This is a genomic window from Nakamurella alba (assembly GCF_009707545.1).
GTDB classification, from domain to species: Bacteria; Actinomycetota; Actinomycetes; order Mycobacteriales; family Nakamurellaceae; genus Nakamurella; species Nakamurella alba.
The window spans coordinates 435,509-459,115 of sequence record NZ_WLYK01000001.1 but is presented as its reverse complement, the minus strand read 5'-3'; the positions used below and the strand labels follow the sequence as shown (position 1 = coordinate 459,115).

The following is a 23,607-nucleotide window of genomic DNA, read 5'->3' as shown; positions in this document are numbered from 1 at the left end:
GGGCCGGGGTGTGAACGGCCGGCCGGGCGGATCACCGGGCGGGCGGCGAGGGAGAACCTTCCGGAGTGCGGGGCACCTGCGGCGACCGGACGGATCACGTCCGCGCCACCGTCTCCGCCGGCCCGGATGGAACCGGCGGGAACTGCCCACTGCACCGTCGCCCTGGTGGTGATCACCATCAAGCCTCCGATCGTCGACCGGCTCCGGCGCCGGACCGGTCAAGAGTGACGTAGACCGCAATCAGTGTCAATACTTTGTTCTGACATGTTGATGTCCTCATGCAAGGTCCACCCGTGTGGCGGCACTCGGATCATCACGTGACACGTCCGCCCACGACCCGCACCGGCGCCGGGTCACCGCGGCACACCGCCGGGAACGCGAGAACCGTGATCGGCGAACAACTTCACGGCATGCCACCGACCCGCGCCGGAAGGCGCGGGTCGGTGCGATGACGCGATCACCGGGGGATCCTGTCACTCCCCGGCGCGGGCGTCATGTCCTGCGGGACAGTGCGGCGGCACCGTCATCGGGATGCGGCCCGATCGAGACCGGACCGCGACAGTGCCGGTCCCGGTCCAGCGGCCGGCCGGCGGAGGTTCAAAGGCCGGCCGGCGGCGGTTCAGAGGCCGGCCGGCGGCGGTCCAGGGGCCGGTCAGAGACCGGCGGCCACCTCGGCGCCGAAGTGCTTCGCCACCAGCGCGAGGACCTTCTCCCGCTGCCGGGTGCTCACCTGCTCGGCGATCTCCTCCCAGCCGAACACGCAGCTGCTGAGCACCCCGTCGAACCCGGCTGCGGCCAGGCCGGCGAAGGCGGCGTCGAAATCGACCTCACCACGCCCGATCTCGGCGTGCTGGTGCACCCGCACGGTGGAGCCCGGCGGATTCACGATGTACCGCAGGCCGTTCGAGGCCGTGTGGTCCAGGGTGTCGGCCAGGTGCACGTAGCTGGTCAGCGGTCCGGCGGCGGCCAGGATGCCGGCCGGGTCGTTGCCCTGGTGGAAGGTGTGCGGGGTGCAGTAGAGGAACGAGATCCAGTCCTTGTTCAGACCTTTCACCATGTTCACCGCGGCGCGGCCATCCTCGATGAAGTCGTCCGGGTGCGGCTCCAGGACGAGCTTCACCCCTTCGGACTCGAACACCGGGATCAGCTCGTCCATCGACCGCAGGAACTGGCTCTCGGCGTGCTCGGCGCCCTCCGGCCGACCGTTGAACTCGGAGTTCATCACGTCCACCCCGAGGTCCACCGTCATCCGGATGGCCCGCTTCCAGGCGCGGACGGCGGCCTGCCGCTCGTCCTCGCCCGGTCCGGACCAGCGCAGCACCGGAAGCACCGAGGCGATGCCCACTCCTGCGTCGGCGGCCCGCTTGCGCAGCGCCTTCACCGTGGCGTCGTCGGCCCGCGGGTGCTTGAAGAACGGGACGAAGTCCTCCTTCGGCGAGAGCTCCATCCAGGAGTAGCCCATCCGCGCCACCACGTCCGGCAGCTCCAGCACCGAGTGGGTGGCGTAGAACATCTGCGGGTCGAGGGCCAGCTTCACGGCCGCGGTCCCATCTGCACGGCGACCGTCTCCCCGGTCAGCACGGCCTCGACGCCGGCCTCGCACACCGCGACGGCCGCATAGCCGTCCCAGGCGCCGGGGCCGTCGATGGTGCCCTCCGTCGCCGCCGCGACCCAGCGCTGCAGCTCGGTGACGTAGGCCTGGCCGAAGCGCTCGACGAAACCGGGGGTGATGGACCCGCCCCAGCGCCCGTCGGTCGACTTGACCAGCATGTTCTGGTCCAGCCCGATGAAGGCGGACCCCTGCGAGCCGACGACCTCGGTGCGCACCTCGTAGGCCACGCCGGTGCGGACGAAGATCTCGTCGGTGGCGATCCGGCCGCCCTCGGTGGTGAAGGTGACCATCATCGGATCCGAGACACCCTCCGGCGCCGAGGGTGTCGGCCGGCCGCGGGTTACCTGGACGGAGGTGATCTCCTCGTCGAGCAGGAACCGGATGACATCCACCTCGTGCACCACCGAGTCGCGGATCATCATCTCGGAGTTGAAGTGCGGCGGCACGTCCGGGTTGCGATGGGTGCAGTGCACCAGCAGGGGGTCACCCAGACCACCCTTCGCGATCAGCTCGCGCAGGGCGGCGTACTCGGCGTCGAACCGGCGCATGAACCCGACCTGGATCAGACTGCGGCCCAGCGCCGCCTCGGCCTTGACCACCGCATAGGCGGTGTCGATCGACGTGGTCAGCGGCTTCTCGCAGAGCACCGGGATGCCGCGGTCCAGGCAGGCCAGCACCTGCGCCTCGTGGGCCGCGCCCGGGGTCGCGATGACCACGGCGTCCACGTCCGGGTCGGCGATCGCCGCGAACGGGTCGTCGACCACCCGGGCCCCGGTGGCGGCCGCGACCTCGGCGGCCCGCTCCGCCGAGAAGTCGTTCACCACGGTGACAGTCGCGCCGCGGACGAGCGACGAGAGCGTGGTGGCGTGGTAGGACCCCATCATCCCGACGCCGAGCACGGCCACCTTCAGATCGGACACGATCAGTGCTCCTTCGGGGTGAGCTCGTGCTGGGTGCCGATCTCCATCCAGGGACCGCCGCACGAGGCCAGGTAGGTGTGGGTGCGCCGGGCGATCGGGAACGGCTGGTCCGGCGGGCACGGGTACATGTCCTGCTCGACGATCCCGTACAGGTCGCGGTCGAGTTCGTGCACCGCGGCGAGTACGGCCCCGAGATCCGGTTCGCCGCGGGGCGGCTCGGTCATGACGCCCATCTTGACCGCCTCGCTGAACGGCAGGTCCTCGGCCAGCACCTTGGCCACCAGTTCCGGGTCGACCTGCTTGAGGTGCAGGTAGCCGATGCGGTCCGGGTACTTGCGGATCAACTCGAGGTTGTCGCCGCCGTAGTAGGAGACGTGCCCGGTGTCCAGACACAGGTTCACGTACTCGGGATTCGTGGACTCCACGAACTTCTCGATGTCGACCTGGTAGCCGACGTGCGAGTCGGCGTGCGAGTGGAACTGCACCTTCAGGCCGTACTCGTCGAGGATGCGGCGACCCAGTTCGTCGTGGCCGGAGGTGATCAGGCCCCACTGCTCGGCCGTGAGGTCGCGGGACTCCTTCTCCTTGCCGGTCTTGTCGTCCCGCCACAGGTCCGGAATCACCACGATGTGCTCGCCGCCGACGGCCTTGGTCAGGGCGGCGACATCGGTGACCTGGCGCCACACCTCGTCCCAGGTGCCCTCGTGCTGCAGCCGGGAGAACACGGTGCCGGCGGACACCCGGAGCCCGTGGGCGTCCAGCGCGTCCTGCAGCTGCGCCGGGTCCTTCGGCAGGTAACCGTAGGGACCGAGCTCGATCCACTCGTAGCCCGAGGCCGCGACCTCGTCGAGGAACCGCTCCGCCGGGGTCTGCAGCGGGTCGTCGGCGAACCACACCCCCCAGGAATCGGGGGCGGATCCGATCCGGATCTTGCCTGCCATGGAAGAACCTCCTGCACGTCGTCGTCCGGGAATCTCCGGGCCGGGATCTGGGTGGAACGAAGGTCAAACGGGTGATGCTGGTGCCGGTGTGGTCGTGCGTGAGCTGGTGCCGCGGACGAGCTCAGTCGGCGTTGGGATCCCCGCCGTCGAGCAGGATGTCGATCTCGGCCGAGGTCGGCATGGCGGTCGAGCACTCGAGCCGGGAGGCGACGATCGCGCCGGCGGCGTTCGCCCGCGCCAGCACCTTCTCCAGCGGCCAGCCGGCCAGCAGCCCGTGCGCCAGTGAGCCGCCGAAGCTGTCACCGGCGCCGAGCCCGTTGACCGGCTGGATCAGGATCGGCGGCGAGACCACCCGCTCGGTCCGGGTCTTCGCCAGCACACCCTTCGGGCCCTGCTTCACGATGGCCAGCTCGACGCCGGCGTCCAGCAGCGCGTCGGCCGCCTTCTCCGGGTCGGTCTCGCCGACCGCGACCTCGCACTCCTCGCGGTTGCCGACGGCCACCGTGACCTGGGACAGGATCTTCTGCACCTGCTCGGTGGCGTGCGCCGGGGTCTCCCAGAACATCGGCCGGTAGTCCAGGTCGAGCACGGTGAACTGCTTCTTCGCCCGGGCGGTCAGCACCTCCAGATGCGTCTCCCGGCTGGGCTCCTCGGACAGGCCGGTGGTGGACACCCACAGCAGGTCGACCGCCCGGACCAGGTCCAGATCGACGTCCTGCGGCCGGATCTGCAGGTCCGGGGCGGTCGGCTTGCGGTAGAACCACAGCGGGAAGTCGTCCGGCGGGAAGATCTCGCAGAAGGTCACCGGCGTCGGGTACTCGGTGTTCGTGACCACCTGGCCGTCGTCGACCCCGAGCTCCAGCAGCGCCCGCCGGACGAACCGGCCGAACGGGTCGTCGCCGACTCCGGTGATGATCGAGGTACGGCGGCCCAGCCGGGCCGCCGCCACCGCGACGTTGGCGGTGGTGCCGCCGAGGAACTTGCCGAAGGTCTCCACGTCCTCCAGACCGACACCGATCTGCAGCGGGTAGATGTCGACCCCGGCACGGCCGAAGGTCAGCACCTCGGGGGTGCCGGTGTTCGTCATCGTCAGTACCTCTTCAAGGAGTGCTGGTCGGGAGGATCGGATGGCTGCCGACCCCGCGGCGGCAGCCCGGACGGGAGAGCCGGAAGGCCCTGGGCTCAGTCGTTCTGCGGGAAGCCGAGGTTGATCCCGCCGTGGCTCGGGTCGAGCCAGCGGGTGGTGATCACCTTGCCCCGGGTGAAGAAGTGCACGCCCTCGGTGCCGTGGGCGTGGGTGTCGCCGAACAGCGAGGCCTTCCAGCCGCCGAAGCTGTAGTAGCCCACCGGCACCGGCACCGCGACGTTGATGCCGACCATGCCGACCTCGACCTCGTTCTGGAAGCGCCGGGCGGCGCCGCCGTCGTTGGTGAAGATCGCCACGCCGTTGCCGTACGGGTTCGAGTTGATCATCTGCAGGCCCTCGTCGTACCCGTCGACCCGGAGCACCGACAGCACCGGTCCGAAGATCTCGTCGGTGTAGATCGACATGTCGGTGGTCACGTGGTCGAACAGCGTCGGCGAGACCCAGTAGCCGCCGGCATCGCCGTCGACCTCTCCCCCGCGCCCGTCGACCACCGCGGTGGCGCCGGCCTGCACGCCGGCCTCGATGTAGCCGACCACCCGGTCCCGGGCCTGCGCGGTGACCAGCGGCCCCATGTCGCAGCCGCGGCGGCCGTCACCGGTGCGCAGCCCGGCCATCCGGTCCTTGATCTTCCCGACCAGCTCGTCGGCGATCGAGTCCACCGCGACCAGCGCCGAGATCGCCATGCAGCGCTCGCCGGCCGAACCGAACCCGCCGTTGACCGCCGCGTCCGCGGCCAGGTCCAGGTCGGCGTCGGGCAGCACCAGCATGTGGTTCTTCGCCCCACCCAGGGCCTGCACCCGCTTGCCGTGCCGGGTGCCGGTCTCGTAGACGTAGCGGGCGATCGGGGTCGAGCCGACGAAGCTGATCGACCGCACCGACGGGCTCTCCAGCAGCGCGTCCACCGCGGTCTTGTCGCCGTGCAGCACGTTGAAGACGCCGTCCGGCAGGCCGGCTTCCTTCCACAGCGCCGCCAGCCAGTTCGCCGCCGACGGGTCCTTCTCGCTCGGCTTGAGCACCACCGCGTTGCCGCAGGCGATGGCCACCGGGAAGAACCACATCGGCACCATGGCCGGGAAGTTGAACGGGGAGATGATGCCGACCACCCCGAGCGGCTGCCGCAGCGAGGCGACATCGACCTTGGTGGAGGCGTTCTCGGTGTTGCCGCCCTTGAGCAGGTGGGCCAGGCCGCAGGCGAACTCCACCACCTCCTGGCCGCGGGTCACCTCGCCCAGCGCGTCGTCCAGCACCTTGCCGTGCTCGGCGGTGATGATCGCCGCCAGCTCTCCCTTGCGGGCGTTGAGCAGCTCCCGGAAGGCGAAGAGCACCTGGGTGCGCCGGGCCAGCGAGATGTCCCGCCACGCCGGCCAGGCCTGTGCCGCCGCCGCGATCACGGCGTCCGCGTCCTCCCGGGACGCCAGCGAGACCAGTGACGACGCCACCCCGGTGGCCGGGTCGAACACCTGCGCGGTCCGGCCGGACGTCCCGGCGAACTCGGTGCCGCCGGCCCAGTGCGGCAGCACCGGCAGGCCCGCCGTCTCCTGCGCCAGAGTGTCGGTGTCGGTGATGGTGGTCATGAGAGTTCCTCTCGGTGAACGGTTCTCGTCCTAGAACAGCGGGCGCTGGGCCTGCTTGTGGTGGTCGTAGTTCGCGCGGGCGGTCTGCGTGACGTCGAGGGTGGAGACCTCGGCCACGGGCACGTCCCACCAGCCGTCGCCGGACGGGGACTGCTCGATCAGGTCGGTGTCCACGTGCACCATCACCGGCCCGCCGGTGTGCGCCTTGGCCGACTCCAGCGCCGACTTCAGCTCGGTGAGCGTCTTCGCCCGGAACACGGTGACGCCCATGCTCTCCGCGTTGGCCGCGATGTCGACCGGCAGGATCCCGCCGTCCAGCCGGCCCGAGGTCTCGTCCCGGTAGCGGTACTTCGTGCCGAAGCGGCTGACGCCGACCTGCTCGGTCAGCGCGCCGATCGAGGCGTAGCCGTGGTTCTGCAGCAGCACCACGATGATCTTGATGTGCTCCTGCACCGCGGTGACCAGCTCGGTCGGCATCATCAGGTACGAGCCGTCGCCGACGGTCACGAAGACGTCCCGCTCGGGGGCGGCCATCCGGATGCCGATCCCACCGGGGATCTCGTACCCCATGCAGGAGAAGCCGTACTCGACGTGGTAACCCTTGCGCTCCCGGGTGCGCCACATGCCGTGCAGGTCACCGGGCAGCGATCCGGCGGCACACACCACGACGTCGGTCGGCTCCATGGCCGCCTCGACGGCGCCGAGCACCTCGGCCTGGGCCAGCACCCCGGTCCGTTCGCCGTAGCCGGAGTGGTGCGAGGCCACGACGACGGCGTCCCACTCCCGGGCCAGCGCGGTGGCGCGGTCCTGGTAGTGCTGGGAGGTCCGGTGACCCGCCAGGGCCGCGGTCAGCGCGGTCAGCGTCTCCCGGGCGTCGGCCTGCAGCGGCAGCCCGGCGTGCTTGACCGCGTCGATCCGGGCCACGTTGACGTTGACGAACCGGACGTCCGGCGCCTGGAAGGCGGTGCGTGACGCGGTGGTGAAATCCGAGTAGCGGGTGCCGATCCCGATGATCAGGTCGGCCTCGCGGGCCAGCGCGTTGGCTGCCGTCGTTCCGGTCGCCCCGATCGCGCCGGCGTTGAGCGGGTGGTCGAAGGGCAGCGAGCCCTTGCCGGCCTGGGACTCCCCGATCGGGATCCCGGTGGTCTCGACGAACACCCGCAGCGCCTCGTTGGCATCGGCGTAGGTGACGCCGCCGCCGGCCACGATCAACGGTCGCTTCGCGGCACGGATGAGCTCGGCGGCCTCCTGCACCAGCGCCGGCTCGGGCACCGGCCGGCCGACCCGCCAGGTGCGGTCGGCGAACAGCTCGACCGGCCAATCGTGCGCCTCGGCCTGCACGTCCTGCGGCAGCGCGATGGTCGCCGCGCCGGTCTCCGCGGGATCGGTGAGCACCCGCATGGCGCCCAGCAGCGCTGCCGGCAGCTGCTCGGCCCGCCACACCCGGTCGAAGAACTTCGACAGCGGGCGGAAGGCATCGTTGACCGACACGTCGTACCCGGACGGCAGTTCCAGCTCCTGCAGCACCGGGGACGACACCCGGGTGGCGAAGATGTCGCCGGGCAGCAGCAGCACCGGGAGCCGGTTGATCGTCGCCAGCGCGGCACCGGTCAGCATGTTGGAGGCACCCGGGCCGACCGACGCGGTGACCGCGAAGGTGCGCAACCGGTCGTGCTGCCGGGCGAAGCCGGAGGCGATGTGCACCATGGCCTGCTCGTTGCGGCCCTGGTGGTACGGCAGCAGCTCCGGTTCCTCGATCTCGGCCTGCAGCAGCGCCTGGCCGAGGCCGGCCACGTTGCCGTGGCCGAAGATCCCGAAGCAGCCGGCGAAGAACTTCTGCCGGATCCCGTCCCGCTCGACGTACTGGTGCCCGAGGAAACGGACCACCGCTTGCGCGACGGTCAGCCGGACCGTGGTCGGGGTCATCACCGATCTCCTTGCTGCGCAGGGGCGGTCGCCGTGTAGAAGGGCAGCCGCGGGTCGACGTCCTGGTCGGCCCAGCGGTCGCGGACCCAGCCGTGGTCGGGATCGTCGACGATCTTCCACGCCCGGGTCGGCTCCGGGCCGGCCATCACGTTCAGGTAGTACATGTCGTGCGACGGGGAGGCGATGGACGGGCCGTGCCACCCGTGCGGGATCAGCACCGTGTCGCCGTCGGCCACCTCCTCGAGGATCTCGATCGGCCGGTCCGCGGTCCCGTAGACCCGCTGGATGCCGGCGCCGTGCCCGCTCACCGGCACCGGGGCCTGCGAACGGAACCGGTACCAGTAGATCTCCTCGAGCTCCGACTCGCTCTCCGAGGTCTCGTCGTGCTTGTGCGGCGGGTAGGAGGACCAGTTGCCGGCGGGGGTGAGAACCTCGCAGGCGATGAGCTTGTCGGTCTCGAACGCGGCCGGGGTGGCGAAGTTGTTGACCTGCCGGCTGGCCGAACCGGCGCCGCGCAGCTCGACCGGCACCTCGGCGGCCGGGGCGTACCGCAGCGGCAGCCGCCGGGACGCCCGGGCGGCCGGCAGCGCCACCAGCGCGCCCTGTTCGCTCTCCAGCACGGCGTCGGTGTCCCGCGGCAGGTACACGAAGTCGGTGACGCCGTCGAAGACGGAGGTCCGGCCGGCCAGCAGCAGTCGCTGCCCCTCGGCCCGCACCTCGAGCCCACCGGACAGCGGCAGCACGATCACCTCGTCCTCGCCGGTGGCGACGGCGACCGGCACGCCCGGCGGCAGGGTGAGCACGCGCAGACCGGAGAAGCCCCAGCCCGCGGTCTCCGGGGTGACCTCGAGGTCGAACGGGTCCCGGGCGGCGGACCCGGCGGGAAGGTAGAGCTGCGGCACGACCGTCACCGCACCATCGAGACGGCGGTGTCCACCGCGGCGGCGACGTCGCCGTCCTGCGGGTAGAGCAGGGTGCGGCCGACGACCAGGCCGCGCACCGCGGGCAGCTGCAACGCCTTCCGCCAGGTCGCGTAGGTCTCCTCCGGCGAGGTGGCCGGGTCGCCGCCGAGCAGCAGGGTCGGCATGGTCGTCGACTCCATGACCCGCTCCATGTCGTCCACCACCGGCAGCTTCATCCACGTGTAGGCGGACGTACGGCCCAGGCCCGAGCACACGGCGACCGACTTGATCACGGCCTCCGGCGAGAGGTCGTTGGTGACACGGCCTCCCGAGCGGAAGGACCAGAACGGCTCGATCATCGCCATCAGCTTGCGCTCGGCCAGCTCGTTGATCGCCTGCGCGCTGGCGACCATCGTCGACACGGTGCCCGGATCGCCGAGGGCGATGCGGGTGAGCATCTTCCCGCCCTCCAGCCCCATGTCCGCGCAGCCCTGCGCGTCGTAGCCGGTGAACCGGTCGTCGAGCTCGAACTCGGCACCCTGCAGGCCGCCGCGGTTCATCGAGCCGATGACCACCTTGTCGTCGAGAGCGCCGAGCAGCAGCAGGTCCTCGATGATGTCGGCGGTGCCGAGCAGGCCGTCCACGCCGGGGCGGGACAGCGCGGTCTGCAGCCGGTCGAGCAGTTCGATCCGGCTGCCCATCGCCATCGGCGAGGACCCGACGCCGAGCGCGCCGCGGGCGGGATGGTCGGCGGCGATGATCATCAGCCGGCCGTCGCCCTGCAGCAGCGGGCGGCGGCGGCGGGCCGCGGCGGCCCGGGCGACGGCATCCGGGTCCTGGGCGCGGATCTCGGTGATCCGGGCGTAGCGGCCGGCGAGCGTGTCAGACATGGAGCACCTTCGCGGTTGCGGACGCGGGAACGGGGAGGGCGGCCGGGGACGACGTGGCCGCGCGGGCAGCGGGGGTGGGAGCCGGACCGCCGGCGCCGCCGAGGCACCGGCGACGGCCAACGGCAGGGAGGGAACGCCGGTCGACCCGGGAACCGGGGACCGACACGATCCGGACGAGATGTGGCGCCACGCCGAGCCTTTCTGCTGTGGAACACGTGCACACGGGCCGGAGACCAGGAAGCGCACATGGACCACGACGGCGTGTGCGCCCAGACTGGTCTCGCTGCCCGCGCTCTGTCAATAGTTTGTCAGAACATTCCGTCATTCAGTCGTGCGGAGCTGCCCGCTAGTCTGTGTGTCACCTCATACCCCGGGCGGAGCCGATGACCGACCTCTTCGTGGACCTCGACCGGTCCAGCCCCATCCCCCTGTACTTCCAGGCCGCCCGGCAGATCGAGGAGGCCATCTCCTCCGGCCAGCTGGGCCCGGGGACCCGCCTGGACAACGAGATCAGTCTGGCCGACCAGCTCGGCCTGTCCCGCCCGACGATGCGCCGGGCCATCCAGGAACTCGTCGACAAGGGGCTGCTGGTCCGCAAGCGCGGGGTGGGCACGCAGGTGGTGCACGGCAAGGTGACCCGGCCGGTCGAGCTGACCTCGCTCTTCGACGACCTGAGCCGGCACCACCAGGCGCCGCGCACCGACGTGCTGTGCAACGAACTGATCCCGGCGTCCGAGCTGGTCTCCTCGCAGCTGGAGGTCGCCGTCGGGCGGCCGGTGCTGCACCTGCGCCGGCTGCGCTGGGCCAACGGCGAGCCGCTGGCGATCCTGGAGAACTACCTGCCGGAGGAACTCACCGACATCGGCAACGCCGACCTGCAGGACCGCGGGCTGTACCAGGTGATGCGGTCCCGGGGCGTGCACATCAAGGTGGCCAAGCAGCGGATCGGAGCCCGCTCGGGCCTGCCGGAGGAGTGCCAGCTGCTCACCGAGCGCCGCGGCAGCCCGCTGCTGACCATGGACCGCACCACCCACGACGACACCGGGCAGGTGGTCGAGTGGGGACACCACGTCTACCGGGCCAGCCAGTACTCCTTCGAGGTCACCCTCGTCGACCACTGATCCCGGCGCCGCTCCGGCCGTCGGGGCGGTCCTGTGCGGACGGTTTGGAGCGCGCCCCGGGCGCGGGTAGGCTGGAGCGGTTGCCTCGGCGAGGGTGATCCCCGTCGTGTCCGTCGGCTCAGTCCTTCCGGTTCCCGGAGGTGCGGTCGGGCGGACATGCCGGATCACCGTGATCGACGCGGTGGGTCCGTCCCGCTGTGCCTGTCCCCGCGCCCCGGCCACACGCCCCCGGGCCGGAGGATCCGCACGTCGCTGCGATCGCCGAGGCCCACCGCACCGAGAGTCTGCTAGGAGTCACCGTGTCCGAGTCCCGCCTGAGCGCCGAGACCCGCACCGAGTTCGGCAAGGGCGGCGCCCGCCGCACCCGCCGCGCCGGCAAGATCCCCGCCGTCCTGTACGGCCACGGCACCGAGCCGCGCCACCTGTCGCTGCACGCCCGCGAGTTCGCCCACGCCATCAAGGCCGGCGCGAACACCGTCCTCACCCTCGAGCTCGAGGGCGGCGCGTCGGAGCTGGCCCTGGCCAAGTCCGTCGTCCGGCACCCGCTGAAGGACTACGTCGAGCACATCGACCTGGTCATCGTGAAGCGCGGCGAGAAGGTCACCGTCGACGTGCCGGTCACCACCGTCGGCGAGCCGGCCCCGTCGACCCTGCTGCTGGTCGATTCCGCCACCGTGTCGATCGAGGTCGACGCGCTGCACATCCCGTCCGGCATCGAGGTGTCGGTGGAGGGTGCCGAGGCCGGCACCCAGATCCTGGCCGGGGCGCTGACCCTGCCGTCCGGCGCCGTCCTGGTCACCGACCCGGAGACCCTCGTCGTCGCGGTCAACACCGCGCAGCTGGCCGAGGTCCCCGAGGAGGACGAGGCCGCCGAGGGCGAAGCTGCCGAGGGCGAGACCGCCGAGGCCGAGAGCTCCGACGAGTCCTGATCGGAACCCACGCCACCTGCTGTCCTGTCGGGCGCCGCACCGGGAACTCCCGGGCGGCGCCCGCCGTGGTTCTGCCCCGGCCGCCGGCCGGTAGCCGCTGAGTACCCATGATCGAGAGGATCCCGCCGTGCCCCCGTTGATCATCGGTCTCGGCAATCCCGGACCGGGCTACGCCGGGAACCGGCACAACGTCGGTGCGATGGTCGCCGATGTGCTCGCCGCGCGCGCCGGCAGCCGGTTCACCTCGCACAAGAGCGGCGCCGACGTCGCCACCGGCCGGCTGGCCGGGCAGTCGGTGGTGATCGGCAAGCCGCGGTCGTACATGAACCTCTCCGGGGGGCCGACCGCGGCACTGGCCCGGTTCTACAAGACCCCGCCCGCCGAGATCGTCGTGCTGCACGACGAACTCGACATCCCGGCCGGCACCATCCGGGTCAAGCTGGGCGGCGGCGAGGGCGGCCACAACGGGCTGCGCTCGATCTCCGCCTCGATCGGTACCAAGGACTACCTGCGGGTGCGGATCGGCATCGGCCGGCCCCCGGGCCGGCAGGACCCCGCCGACTACGTGCTCAAGGACTTCTCCGCCGCCGAGCGCAAAGAACTGCCGCTGCTGCTGGAACTGGCGGCCGACGCCGCGGAGTCGCTGCTGGAGATCGGGCTGCTCGAGACGCAGAACCGGATCCACGGCTCCTGAGCCGTGCCCGAGCAGCGGGCGCGGCTACTGGTCCTGTTCCGCCTGCCAGTCCAGGTACTGACCCTCGACCTCGTTCCAGACCTTGGCCGGGACAAGGGCTTTCGAGGCCTCCTCCAACGCCTCCATGGCGATCCGCGAGTCGCGGTTGAACCCGAGCCGGTCACCGAAGACGGTGCCGTCGGGCAGGGTGATCCGGTAGGTCGCCCAGGAGCCGCCGACCGATCCGTCGTCGGCGTCGTCGATGGTGCCGTCCGGGAACTGCTCGTGCACCACCGCGAGGTAGGCGGCCACCGCCTCCGGGCCGGGCTCGAAGGTCTGCTCCCAGCTGGGCTCGTCCTCGACGTACATCGCCTGGAACATCAACGTTCCGGTGTCCGGGGACCCGTCCTCGCCGACGGTCAGCGTGACGGTCCACTCGTGGTTGTAGGGCGGCGCGATCGACCCGGTGTTCCACGTGTACTCGATGACGGTGCCGGTGGGGTACGTACCGGCCGGCCCGTCCACCACGCTGCTGCTGACCGGCGCCGTGGTCGTGGCGCTCGCGGCCGGGGTGGTCAGGGCGGGGGTGGTGCCGTCGGCGCGCACCGGGGTGCCCTGCGAGCCGCAGGCGCCCGCCAGCAACAGGGCGGCACCGGTGGCCAGACCGGCCAGCGCGCGCACGCTGCGGGTGGTGCCGCGCCGGTCGGCGGTGCGGCCGGGCCGGCCGGTCGGTCGGGTGCGGGTCGTCGTGCGGGAGTCGGTCGGGTTCATGTCGGATCCTCGGGCTGGGTGCATCGGTCGGCTGTCAGGTGCCGATCCGACGCCGTCCGATACGTCCCGGTTCCCGGTTGTTCGTGAATCTTCCCGTTTCTTCCGGTTCGGTGCCCACCACTGCCCGGAGACTTCCGGCGCCGTGTTCAGGACTGCCCGGAGACCTCCGGGCCCGCACTCAGGCCTGCAGCAGCTTCCCGGCGGCGGCCCGCTGCAACTTGCCTGACGGCGTCTTCGGCAGCGTGCCGACCGGCAGCACCTTCACCAGCCCCGGCCGGACCCCCATCGCGGCGGTGACCGCCGACCGCACCGCACTCGCGATCCCGGCCGCCGCCGACTCGTCGTCGGCCTGCCGCGATTCCACCGCGACGGCGAAACTCTCCCGCCGGCCGTCCTCCACCCAGCGCACGGCCACCGCGTTGCCCGCGCGGACCCCGTCGACCTCTTCGGCCACCCGCTCCACGTCGGTCGGGTAGATGTTGCGCCCGCCCATGATGATGACGTCCTTGACCCGCCCGCAGACGACCACGCGGCCGTCGGCCAGGTAGCCGAGATCGCCGGTGTCCAGCCAGCCGTCGTCGCCGCGGGTGGGCACCGGGCCGTCGACGGTGAGGTACAGCGAGGTGATCGCCGGGCCGCGCAGCTGCAGCACGCCGACCTCACGGTCGCCGCGCACGGCACCGTCGTCGGCCACCACCCGTACCTCGATCCCGTCCAGCGGCGGACCCAGGACGGGGAAGGACCGGGTGTCCGGTCCGGGTTCGGCAGGTCGCGCCCGCGCCTCGTGCTCCAGGGCGTGCGCATCCAGCACGTCGATCTCCAGCGGGGTGCCCCACGGATGGAACGACACACCGAGTGTCGCCTCGGCCATGCCGTAGGCACAGACCACCGCTGTCGGTGCCAGGCCGAACCGCTCCCCGGCCGCCAGGAAGCCGCGGACCGCGCGCACGTCGATCGGCTCTGCCCCGTTGAGCGCGAACCGCAGGGTGGACAGGTCCAGCTCCTCCGCACGCGGCAGCACCCGGGCCGCCAGCGCGTAGGCGAAGTTCGGCGCGGCCGTGCAGGTCCCGCCGTACCGGCTGATCAGCTCCAGCCAGAGCAGCGGCCGGCCGAGGAAGTCGGCCGGGGTCACCGTGACCAGATCGATCCCGCGGCACATCGGCAGGGTCAGGAAGCCGACCATGCCCATGTCGTGGAACAGCGGCAGCCAGGACACCATCACGTCCCGGCCGCCACGGAGATCCGCTGCGGCACACATGGACTCGAGGTTCGCCCAGAGGTTGCCGTGGGTGATGCGGACCGCCTTCGGTGCGGCGGTGGAGCCGGAGGTGAGCTGCAGCAGCGCCGGGTCGTCGTCGCCGCGGGTCACGTCGGGGGCGGCGTCGGGGTCGCCGGCGCGCAGCTCGTCGACGGTGACCGCGTCCACCCCGTTCTCCCGGAGCGCGTCGGCGAACTCGTCGAACGGCGCCCCGACCACCACCCGGCGGGCGCCGATCACCTGGAGGGTGCGCAACGTCTCCGCGGCGTACCGGTCCAACCGGGTCCGGGCGGTCGGCTGGTGCAGCATGGTGACCGACCCACCGGCCAGCCAGACGGCCTGTGCGGCGGGCGCGACATCGGCCGGGGCGCCGGCGAGGATCGCGACCGCGTCGCCCGGTGCCAGACCGCCGGCCGCCAGGACGGCGGCCCCGCCGAGCGCGGCCCGGTGCACCTCGTCCCAGCCGGTCCGCACCGCCGCGTGCGGCTCACCGGTGGTCATCCCGGCGTCCCCCTGTCCAGCGGTGCGCAGGGCGTCGAGGAAGGCGCTCATGGCCACCACCGTAGAGCAGCCCGGTCCGCGGTAGGTTCGGCCGGTCCCGGCCGGAGAGCCGGGATCACGAGCGCCGCACCACCGACCCCCAGGAGAGACCGTTGCCCGCGCAGGCCACCAGGATCGTCGTGCTCGGATCGATGAACATGGACCTGGTGGGCACGGTGGCGCACTTCCCGGCACCGGGCGAGACCATCCTGGGGCGGGAGTTCCGGACCGTGCCCGGGGGCAAGGGCGCCAACCAGGCGATCGCCGCGGCGCGGGCCGGCGGCGACGTCCAGTTCGTCGGGGCGCTGGGCACCGACCCGTTCGGCGACACCCTGGCGGCCCACCTGGCGGCCGAGGGGGTCGGCCGGGACGGACTGGACCGGGTCGACGGGGTCAGCGGCATCGCACTGATCACGGTGGCCGACGGCGGCGAGAACACCATCGTCGTGGTGCCCGGGGCCAACGGCACGCTGGCGGACCTGAACCCGGTCCAGCAGCAGCTGATCCGGGACGCGGACGTGCTCGTCTGCCAGTTGGAGATCCCGATGGCCGGGGTGACCCGGGGCGCCGGGATCGCCGCCGCCGCCGGAGTCCCGGTACTGCTCAACGCCTCCCCGGTCACCGCGCTGCCCGACGAGCTGATCGACGCGGTGACCGTGGCGATCGTGAACGAGGGCGAGGCGGCGGATCTGGGAGATGCGGTGCTGCAACGGATCCCGCACCTGGTCACCACGCTGGGCGCGGCGGGCGCCCGCTACCGCGGCCCGGAGGGTACGACCGCGGCCGTCGGCGCCCCGGCCGTGAACGCCGTCGACACCACCGGAGCCGGAGACGCCTTCACCGGCGCCCTCGCGGTCGCCTGGTCGCGCGGGCTGCCCCCGGCCGAGGCGCTCGAGTACGCCTGTGCCGCAGGCGCTCTGGCCACCACGGTGTTCGGCGCCGGGGTGAGCGCGCCGACCGAGTCGGCGATCCGTGAACTGCTCGCCGGCTGAGAACATCGGTCCGGGACCGGCCGGCGACACTGCTCCATCCGGGCGGAATCCTGATCTTGGACTCCGAAAATCGGGCGAACCGGACCGAGCGTTCGCCACTGCCCCCGCGCGGTCCTAGAGTCCCCGTGTCGACCGCGCCGGAGCGGTCGGGAGCGGAGGACACGATGGCCGGCACGGACCCGTCGGAGCGGTCGCACAACGCCCTGATCTTCAGTCCCTGGAACCTGCTGCTGCTGGTCCCGCTGCTGATGCTGATCACCGCCTGGTTCAACAAGGACGGGCCGCGACTGTTCGGGATGCCGTTCTTCTACTGGTACCAGTTCGCCTTCGTCTTCGTCGGTGTCGCCTGCGTCTGGATCGTCTTCGCCGCGACGAAACACCTACGGGCGCCGGGATCCCCGGCGCTGACGCCGGCGAACCCGGACGAAGGCGACCTCGGGGAGGCCCGGCGATGACCGGCGGGCAGGTCGTCGAGCTGATCGTCTTCTCGGTGCTCTTCGTCGGGGTGGCGGTGATGGGTTTCCTGGCCAGCCGCTGGAAGCGCGGCGACACCATGGAGCACCTCGACGAGTGGGGCCTGGGTGGCCGCAAGTTCGGCGGCTGGATCACCTGGTTCCTGGTCGGCGGCGACCTCTACACCGCCTACACCTTCGTCGCCGTGCCGGCGCTGGTCTTCAGCTCGGGGGCGCTGGGCTTCTACGCCCTGCCGTACACGGTGGTGCTCTACCCGATCGTCTTCCTGCCGGTGCTGCGGCTGTGGTCCGTGTCCCGGGCGAACGGCTACGTCACGCCGGCCGACTTCGTCCGTGGACGCTACTCCTCCCCCACCCTGGCCCTGCTGGTCGCGATCACCGGCATCGTCGCGACCATGCCCTACATCGCCCTCCAGCTGGTCGGTCTCGAGGCCGTGCTGCGCACCATGGGCATCAACGGGTCCGGGATCGTCGGCCACCTGCCGCTGTTCGTCGCGTTCCTGGTGCTGGCGCTGTACACGTTTCAGTCCGGGCTGCGCGCGCCGGCGCTGATCGCGTTCGTCAAGGACTCGCTGATCTACATCGTGATCATCGTGGCGGTCATCTACCTGCCCAGCAAGCTCGGCGGCTGGAGCCACATCTTCGACACCGCACAGGCGAAGTTCGACGCCAGCGAGTCGAAGGCGGACGGGATCCTGCTCACCGGGAACAACCAGTTGCAGTACGCCACACTGGCTCTCGGTTCGGCGCTGGCGCTGTTCCTGTACCCGCACTCGGCCACCGGGATCCTGGCGTCCAAGAGCCGGAACACCATCAAGAAGAACATGATCGCGCTGCCGGCGTACTCGTTCCTGCTCGGCCTGCTGGCGCTGCTGGGCTTCGCCGCGATCGCCGCCGGGACGAAGCCGGTGACCAACAACGCGACCGGCCGGCCGGACAGCAACACCATCATCCCGGCGCTGTTCGACGGCCAGTTCCCCGACTGGTTCGCGGGTGTCGCCTACGCGGCGATCGGGATCGGCGCGCTGGTGCCGGCGGCGATCATGTCGATCGCGGCCGCCAACCTGTGGACCCGCAACATCTACAAGGAGTACATCGCCAAGCACGCGACGCCGAAACAGGAGGCCAAGCAGGCGAAGTGGGCCTCGCTGGTGGTCAAGTTCGGCGCGGTGGCGTTCATCCTGTTCGTCGACCCGCAGTTCTCCATCGACCTGCAGCTGATCGGCGGTGTCATCATCCTGCAGACCCTGCCGGCGGTGGCCATCGCGCTGTACACCCGGTGGCTGCACTCCCGGGCGCTGATCGCCGGCTGGGTGGTCGGGATGGCCTGGGGGCTGTACCTGCTCTACACGATCCCCAACCCGGCCAACGGCAAGCTGCACTTCGGCGGCTCGGCGCTGTCCCTCGGTGAGCTGTCGATCTTCGGCTGGCACCCGTTCAGCGGGTCCACGATCCAGATCTACGTCGGCATCGTGGCGCTGGTGGCGAACATGGTGGTCGCCGTGGTCGTGACGGTCGTGCTGCGGGCGATGAAGGCGCGGGAGGGCCGCGACCTGACCAGGGGCGAGGACTTCCACGTGGACGAAGGCGACGCCGGACTCCGCGAGGTGGCCACCTGACCCTGTCCGCCTCCGCCGCCCTGCCGCGCACGTCGCCCCGACCCCGTCCCGCCCTGCGGGATCGGCGCTGATCAGTCATGATCGGCGGATGTACAGCGCTGTGCACGACATGCTCATCGACGAACGCGAACTCCGGATCTGCAGCAACGGCACCGGGCCGCCGCTGCTGATGCTGCACGACCTCGGGGACTCCGCCGCCGTCTTCGAGCAGCTGACGGGCCCGGTGTGCGAGGCCCGCCGCGAACTGGTGGCGCTGGACCTGCCGGGATCGGGTCATTCCGACCCGGTCCCGACCACCGATCTGGCGTCCTTCGTCGAGTACCTGGCCCTGGCGTTGCCCGCGCTGGCCGACGGCAAGACCATCGACATCGGTGGCCACGGCTTCGGCGGCTACCTCGCTCTGTCGCTGGCCGCGACCCTGCCCGACATGTTCGGCCACGTGGTGGTCGTCGACCCGGCGCTGCCGCCGCGGTCCGGCCCGGCCGCCAGCTCGCGGATGTCGATGGGCATGGCGGTGAACGGCGCCCTGACCACCCTGCGCCGCGGCAAGCTCCGGCAGAACCTGTCCGGCCTGTCCCGCGCCCGCAGCGTGCTGGACCAGCTGGCCCAGGCCGATCCCGCCTGGTGGGACCGGCTCGCGACGATCACCGCACCCACGCTCATTCTCGGGCACAGCGGCGCGGACACCGGTGAGCGGGCGCTGCTGGACCAGCTGGCCGGGGCGGTGCCGGACGCGAAACGCAACACCGTCGCCGGGGGCCGCCGCCCGCATGTCGCCGATCCCGCCGACTTCGCCGGTCACGTGCTGGACTTCGTCGCGACCTGACCTCCTCCGGGTGTCCCGCCCGGTGGGACCGACGCGGCGACGCTCAGCCTTGTTCCAGCTTCTCCGCCACGCCCAGCCATTCCAGCTCGACGTCCTCCCGCTCGCCCAGCACCGACCGCAGCTCGGCGTCCATCGCCGCCGCCGCGGCGAAGTCGGCGCCCACGTCGGCCAGTCGCCTGTGCAGATCGGACTCCTTGCGCTGCAACGACTCCATCTTCTTCTCCAGCCGCTGCAGGTCCTTGCGCAGCTGCCGCGCCTCACCCGGGTCCAGGGCGGTCGGCGCTGCCGGCGCTGCCGGACCCGGCAGGCCCGGACGGCCTGCCGCAGGGCGGGCCGTCGCAGCGGCACCTTCCCGCCGACGCCGCAGGTACTCGTCGATCCCGCCGGGCAGGCCGGTGATCCGGCCGTCCCCGAACAGCGCGACCACGTCGTCGGTGACCCGCTCGACCAGGTACCGGTCGTGGCTGACCACCAGCAGGGTGCCCGGCCAGGAGTCGAGCAGGTCCTCCAGGGCGGAGAGCGTGTCGGTGTCCAGGTCGTTGGTCGGCTCGTCGAGGACCAGCACGTTGGGCTCGGCCATCAGGATCCGCAACAGCTGCAGCCGGCGTCGCTCACCGCCGGACAGCTCCCCCACCCGGGTCCACTGCTGGGCGTTGGTGAAGCCGAACCGCTCGGCCAGCTGACCGGCGGTCAGGTCCTTGCCGCCGAGGTTCACGGTGCCGGCGATCTCCGAGACCGCCTCGATCAGCCGGAGGTCCGCCGGCAGCTCGGCCACCGCCTGGGACAGGTACCCGATGCGCACGGTCGAGCCGACCTTGCGCACGCCGGACTCCAGCGGGCGCTCCCCGACCAGCACCCGCAGCAAGGTGGACTTCCCGGAGCCGTTCACGCCGACCAGGCCGATCCGGTCACCGGGCCCGATCCGCCAGGTGACGTCGTCCAGCAGCACCCGGTCGCCGTCGGGGGTGGGCACGGTGGCCGTCGCGTCCTCGACGTCCAGCACGTCTTTGCCGAGGCGACGGCGGGCGAAGGTGTGCAGCTCCACCACGTTCCGCGGTTCCGGGACGTCGGCGATCAGCGCCTCGGCCGCGTCGATCCGGTAGCGCGGCTTGGACGTCCGGGCCGGCGCGCCGCGGCGGAGCCAGGCCAGTTCCTTGCGCGCCAGGTTCTTCCGGCGGTCCTCCGCGGCCCGGTCCAGCCGGAGCCGCTCGGCGCGGGCGAACACCCAGTCCGAGTAGCCGCCTTCGCGGATGTACACCGTGCCGTCGACGACCTCCCAGGTGGTGGTGGCCACCGCGTCCAGGAACCAGCGATCGTGGGTGACGGTGATCAGCGCGCTGCGCCGGGAGAGCAGGTGCTCCGCCAGCCACGCGACACCCTCGATGTCCAGGTGGTTGGTCGGCTCGTCGAGCACCAGGATGTCGGTCGGGCTGTCCGGGGTGACCAGCACCGCGGCCAGGGCGACCCGCCGGCGCTCACCGCCGGAGAGCCGGTCCACCGGTGAGTCCAGCCCGATCGCGGACAGGCCGAGGCCGTCCAGGATGCCGCGCACGGCGGAGTCCGAGGCCCAGCCGTGGTCCCCGTCGCCGAACCGGGCCAGCACCACCTCGCGGACCGTGTCCCCGGGCGGCAGCTCGCCGCCCTGGGTGACGACCTCCATGGTGGTGCCGCGGGACACGGCGACCCGGCCGGAGTCCGGCGGGACCAGGCCGGCCAGCACCGACAGCAGGGTGGTCTTGCCGGAGCCGTTGAGGCCGAGCACCCCGATCCGGTCACCGGTCTGTACGCCGAGCGAGATCCCGTCCAGCACGGTCCGCACCCCGCGGTTCACCGAGACCGCTTCCAGGTTCACCAGATTCGCCATGCCGTACCCACTTCCGCGCCCAGATCCGCACTCCTGCCGGCCACATCCACCTGCACCGTCCCCGACGTCGGGCATCCCGTGAGCAATCGCCCACGCGCTGCCGGACGCCCGGTGGTGCGCATCATCCGATCACCCGGGCGCCGGGCACCGGGCCGCTCGCCACCCGCACCGACCGGCAGGTGCCGGTGCCGGCCAGTTCGGTGGCGACATCCGCTGCGGCTTGGGCACTCTCGCAGAGGAAAGCAGTGGTCGGACCGGACCCGGAGACGATCCCGCCGAGCGCACCGGCCTGCAGGCCGGCCTGCAGCGTGCGACGCAGACCGGGCTGCAGCGAGATGGCCGCCGCCTGCAGGTCGTTGCCGAGCGCGGCGGCCACCCGGTGCACGTCGTGCGAGGCGAGGGCGGAGAGCATGTCCTCGACTCCGGGTACCCGCGGCGGGTCCCCGGCCGCCCGCAGCCGGTCGAGCTCGCCGAAGACCGCCGGGGTGAGCAGGCCCTCGTGGCCCAGCCCGAGCACCCAGTGCAGCTGCATCCGGGTCAGCACCGGGGAGAGCAGGTTGCCGCGGCCGGTGCCGACCGCGGTGCCGCCGCGGAGCGCGAACGGCACGTCGGAGCCCAGCTCGGCGGCGATGGCGGCCAGCCGGTCGCGCGGCACGTCGGTCCCCCACAATCGATCACAGGCGACGAGAGCGCCTGCGGCGTCGGCACTCCCGCCTGCCATCCCGCCGGCCACCGGGATCTGCTTGGTGATCTCGATGGCCACCGGGCCGGTCGCCCGATACTCCTTGGCCAACCGACGCGCGGCCATGCCGGCCAAGTTGCGGGCGCCGGCCGGCACACCGGCCACCGCCTTGCTGCCCGGCGACACCGTGCGCACCGAGTGCCGGTCGGCGAGCCGCACGACGAGCTCGTCGAACAGGTCCACGGCGTGGAACACGGTGACCAGGTCGTGGTAGCCGTCGGGCCGCAGATCGCCCACCGCGAGCAGCAGGTTGATCTTCGCCGGGACCCGGACCCGGACCTCCTGGGTGCTGCGGCTCATCCGGCGGAGCCCGCGGGGTCGTCAGCGGGATCGGCGTCCCCGGGGACCTCGTCCGCAGCCGCGGCAATGGCGACAAACGCTCCGATGTCGAGCATCTCGCCGCGCAGCGACGGGTCGACACCGGCCGTCCGGAGCACCGCCTCGGCCCGCGGCGCCGACCCGGCCCAACCGGACAGGGCGGAGCGCAACGTCTTCCGGCGCTGGGCGAAGGCACCGTCGATCACCGCGAAGACAGCCGCACGCTCCCCGCCCATCGGGACGTCGTGCCGGTGCAGCGACACCAGCGCCGAGTCCACACCGGGCACCGGCCAGAACACCGACCGGCCCACGGCCCCGGCGCGTTTCGTGCGCCCGTACCAGGCGGCCTTCGCACTCGGCGCACCGTAGGTCCGGGATCCGGGCGGGGCGGCCAGCCGGTCGGCGACCTCGGCCTGCACCATCACCAGCACGGTGCGCAGCGACGGCAGTTCGGCGAGCAGGTGCAGCAGCACCGGCACGGCGACGTTGTACGGGAGGTTCGCGACCAGGGCGACCGGCTCCCCGTCGATGTCGGCGCGCGCCACCCGCAGTGCGTCGGCCTCGATCACGGTGAGGTCGGCCGCCCGGTCCGGTGCGTGCTCGGCGACGGTGCGGGGCAGCAACCCGGCCAGCCGCGGGTCGATCTCGACGGCGGTGACCCGGCCGGCCCGCTCCAGCAGGGCCAGGGTCAGCGAGCCGAGTCCCGGCCCGACCTCGAGCACATGGTCGCCCGGACCGATGCCCGCGGCATCGGCGATCCGCCGCACCGTGTTGGCGTCGTGCACGAAGTTCTGCCCGAGGGTCTTGGTCGGGCGCAGATCCAGCTCGGCGGCGAGCCGGCGGATCTCCGCGGCGCCGAGCAGGGTCAGCGGCGACGGACCGGTCCCGGCCGCCGCGGTCTGCTCGTCGCTCACCCCACCATCCTCACACGGGTGGAGCAGCGCCCCGACCGGCTCAGCCGGTCATCCAGTACTGGCTGTTCAGGTGGAAGTAGTGGTCGCTGTAGTAGTCGGCGCAGGTGACGCCGTACTCGCGGACGGTGCAGGTGATCGCGCCCATGGTGAGACTGTCGCCGTAGCCGAGGGTCGCACCACCGAGCCGACGTCCCGCCGCTGCACATCCGTGCCGTTCAGCCGTGGATTCAGCGGTCGGACTGCACCGATCGGCGCCCGCGTCCCGGCCCGGTGCCAGGACGGTGCCGGAGGCGGACGGACCGGACGGGGCTGCGGATCAGATCGGCTGCACATCCGTGCCGTTCAGCCGTGGATTCCGCGGTCAGAAGGCACCGATCGGAACCCACCTCCCCGGCCTGGTGCCAGGACGGTGCCGGAGGCGGACGGACCGGACGGGGCTGCGGATCAGGTCGGCTGCACATCCGTGCCGCTCACCCGCGCCTTCCGCGGTCAGAAGGCACCGATCGGAGCCCGCCTCCCGGCCTGGCGCCAGGACGGTGCCGGAAACGGACGGATCGGCCGGGGCCGGGATGGTGGCGGACCACCTCGGTCGGCGGCACATCCGTGCCGTTCACCCGCGCCTTCTACGGTTGAATGGCACCGATCAGCTCCTTTG

General features: G+C 71.8%; 20 protein-coding genes. 7 read left to right on the top strand and 13 right to left on the bottom strand.

From position 1 onward, the window contains the following. Window positions 1–652: 652 nt before the first annotated feature. The 8 genes from GIS00_RS02005 to GIS00_RS01970 all read right to left on the bottom strand — a co-directional run bounded on the left by GIS00_RS02005 (window position 653) and on the right by GIS00_RS01970 (window position 9,912). The gene (locus GIS00_RS02005; RefSeq protein WP_322097358.1) at window positions 653–1,537 is read right to left on the bottom strand and encodes a sugar phosphate isomerase/epimerase family protein; all 885 of its coding nucleotides are present in this window, start codon (window positions 1,535–1,537) and stop codon (window positions 653–655) included. Next, window positions 1,534–2,535 (bottom strand): Gfo/Idh/MocA family protein, encoded by a 1,002-nt coding sequence (locus GIS00_RS02000; RefSeq protein WP_407666777.1) that lies wholly within the window; start codon window positions 2,533–2,535, stop codon window positions 1,534–1,536. The genes GIS00_RS02005 and GIS00_RS02000 overlap by 4 nt, the downstream gene beginning before the upstream one ends. Next, window positions 2,535–3,473, bottom strand: coding sequence for a sugar phosphate isomerase/epimerase family protein (locus tag GIS00_RS01995; protein WP_154766731.1), 939 nt, complete (start codon window positions 3,471–3,473; stop codon window positions 2,535–2,537). Before GIS00_RS01995 ends, GIS00_RS02000 begins: the two co-directional genes overlap by 1 nt. Window positions 3,474–3,594: 121 nt before the next feature. Beyond that, on the bottom strand, window positions 3,595–4,560 hold the full coding sequence (gene iolC / locus GIS00_RS01990) for a 5-dehydro-2-deoxygluconokinase (protein ID WP_154766730.1): 966 nt from the start codon (window positions 4,558–4,560) through the stop codon (window positions 3,595–3,597). A 95-nt stretch (window positions 4,561–4,655) separates the two neighbouring features. Beyond that, the gene (locus GIS00_RS01985; protein ID WP_154766729.1) at window positions 4,656–6,194 is read right to left on the bottom strand and encodes a CoA-acylating methylmalonate-semialdehyde dehydrogenase; all 1,539 of its coding nucleotides are present in this window, start codon (window positions 6,192–6,194) and stop codon (window positions 4,656–4,658) included. A 30-nt stretch (window positions 6,195–6,224) separates the two neighbouring features. Then, a complete protein-coding gene (iolD, locus tag GIS00_RS01980) occupies window positions 6,225–8,120 on the bottom strand; it encodes a 3D-(3,5/4)-trihydroxycyclohexane-1,2-dione acylhydrolase (decyclizing) (protein WP_154766728.1) in 1,896 nt (631 codons plus the stop codon). Continuing rightward, window positions 8,120–9,031 carry a 5-deoxy-glucuronate isomerase gene (gene iolB / locus GIS00_RS01975; RefSeq protein WP_196073187.1) on the bottom strand — a complete coding sequence of 304 codons (912 nt, stop codon included), beginning with the start codon at window positions 9,029–9,031 and terminating at the stop codon, window positions 8,120–8,122. The genes iolD and iolB overlap by 1 nt, the downstream gene beginning before the upstream one ends. Beyond that, window positions 9,028–9,912, bottom strand: coding sequence for a Cgl0159 family (beta/alpha)8-fold protein (locus GIS00_RS01970; RefSeq protein WP_154766727.1), 885 nt, complete (start codon window positions 9,910–9,912; stop codon window positions 9,028–9,030). Before GIS00_RS01970 ends, iolB begins: the two co-directional genes overlap by 4 nt. Before the next feature lie 383 nt (window positions 9,913–10,295). On the opposite strand from GIS00_RS01970, the gene GIS00_RS01965 reads away from it, so the two are divergent. From GIS00_RS01965 to pth, 3 genes are all read left to right on the top strand, one after another. Then, window positions 10,296–11,033, top strand: coding sequence for a GntR family transcriptional regulator (locus tag GIS00_RS01965; protein ID WP_154766726.1), 738 nt, complete (start codon window positions 10,296–10,298; stop codon window positions 11,031–11,033). 299 nt (window positions 11,034–11,332) lie between these two features. Continuing rightward, the gene (locus tag GIS00_RS01960; protein ID WP_322097355.1) at window positions 11,333–11,962 is read left to right on the top strand and encodes a 50S ribosomal protein L25/general stress protein Ctc; all 630 of its coding nucleotides are present in this window, start codon (window positions 11,333–11,335) and stop codon (window positions 11,960–11,962) included. Between the two features lie 127 nt (window positions 11,963–12,089). Further along, a complete protein-coding gene (gene pth, locus GIS00_RS01955) occupies window positions 12,090–12,656 on the top strand; it encodes an aminoacyl-tRNA hydrolase (protein ID WP_322097354.1) in 567 nt (188 codons plus the stop codon). Between the two features lie 24 nt (window positions 12,657–12,680). Here the strand turns inward: pth and GIS00_RS01950 are convergent, their stop codons facing one another. After that, entirely contained in the window at window positions 12,681–13,406 is a 726-nt protein-coding gene (locus tag GIS00_RS01950; protein ID WP_154766724.1) for a hypothetical protein, read from the bottom strand. A 178-nt stretch (window positions 13,407–13,584) separates the two neighbouring features. Next, complete coding sequence (locus GIS00_RS01945) at window positions 13,585–15,216, bottom strand: fatty acyl-AMP ligase (protein ID WP_154766723.1); 1,632 nt, start codon at window positions 15,214–15,216, stop codon at window positions 13,585–13,587. A gap of 101 nt (window positions 15,217–15,317) precedes the next feature. Here GIS00_RS01945 and GIS00_RS01940 point away from each other — a divergent pair, with 101 nt between their 5' ends. The 4 genes from GIS00_RS01940 to GIS00_RS01925 all read left to right on the top strand — a co-directional run bounded on the left by GIS00_RS01940 (window position 15,318) and on the right by GIS00_RS01925 (window position 19,114). Continuing rightward, window positions 15,318–16,196 carry a ribokinase gene (locus GIS00_RS01940; RefSeq protein ID WP_230312721.1) on the top strand — a complete coding sequence of 293 codons (879 nt, stop codon included), beginning with the start codon at window positions 15,318–15,320 and terminating at the stop codon, window positions 16,194–16,196. 164 nt (window positions 16,197–16,360) lie between these two features. Beyond that, a complete protein-coding gene (locus tag GIS00_RS01935) occupies window positions 16,361–16,651 on the top strand; it encodes a DUF3311 domain-containing protein (RefSeq protein WP_154767796.1) in 291 nt (96 codons plus the stop codon). Beyond that, window positions 16,648–18,288 carry a monocarboxylate uptake permease MctP gene (mctP, locus tag GIS00_RS01930; protein WP_154766722.1) on the top strand — a complete coding sequence of 547 codons (1,641 nt, stop codon included), beginning with the start codon at window positions 16,648–16,650 and terminating at the stop codon, window positions 18,286–18,288. The genes GIS00_RS01935 and mctP overlap by 4 nt, the downstream gene beginning before the upstream one ends. Window positions 18,289–18,376: 88 nt before the next feature. Further along, window positions 18,377–19,114: an alpha/beta fold hydrolase gene (locus GIS00_RS01925; protein WP_154766721.1), complete on the top strand. Its 738-nt coding sequence runs from the start codon at window positions 18,377–18,379 to the stop codon at window positions 19,112–19,114. A 43-nt stretch (window positions 19,115–19,157) separates the two neighbouring features. Here the strand turns inward: GIS00_RS01925 and GIS00_RS01920 are convergent, their stop codons facing one another. The 3 genes from GIS00_RS01920 to rsmA all read right to left on the bottom strand — a co-directional run bounded on the left by GIS00_RS01920 (window position 19,158) and on the right by rsmA (window position 22,952). Beyond that, on the bottom strand, window positions 19,158–20,978 hold the full coding sequence (locus GIS00_RS01920) for an ABC-F family ATP-binding cassette domain-containing protein (protein WP_154766720.1): 1,821 nt from the start codon (window positions 20,976–20,978) through the stop codon (window positions 19,158–19,160). A 121-nt stretch (window positions 20,979–21,099) separates the two neighbouring features. Then, window positions 21,100–22,020 (bottom strand): 4-(cytidine 5'-diphospho)-2-C-methyl-D-erythritol kinase, encoded by a 921-nt coding sequence (locus GIS00_RS01915; protein ID WP_154766719.1) that lies wholly within the window; start codon window positions 22,018–22,020, stop codon window positions 21,100–21,102. Then, a complete protein-coding gene (gene rsmA, locus GIS00_RS01910) occupies window positions 22,017–22,952 on the bottom strand; it encodes a 16S rRNA (adenine(1518)-N(6)/adenine(1519)-N(6))-dimethyltransferase RsmA (RefSeq protein WP_322097352.1) in 936 nt (311 codons plus the stop codon). Before rsmA ends, GIS00_RS01915 begins: the two co-directional genes overlap by 4 nt. Between the last annotated feature and the right edge of the window lie 655 nt (window positions 22,953–23,607).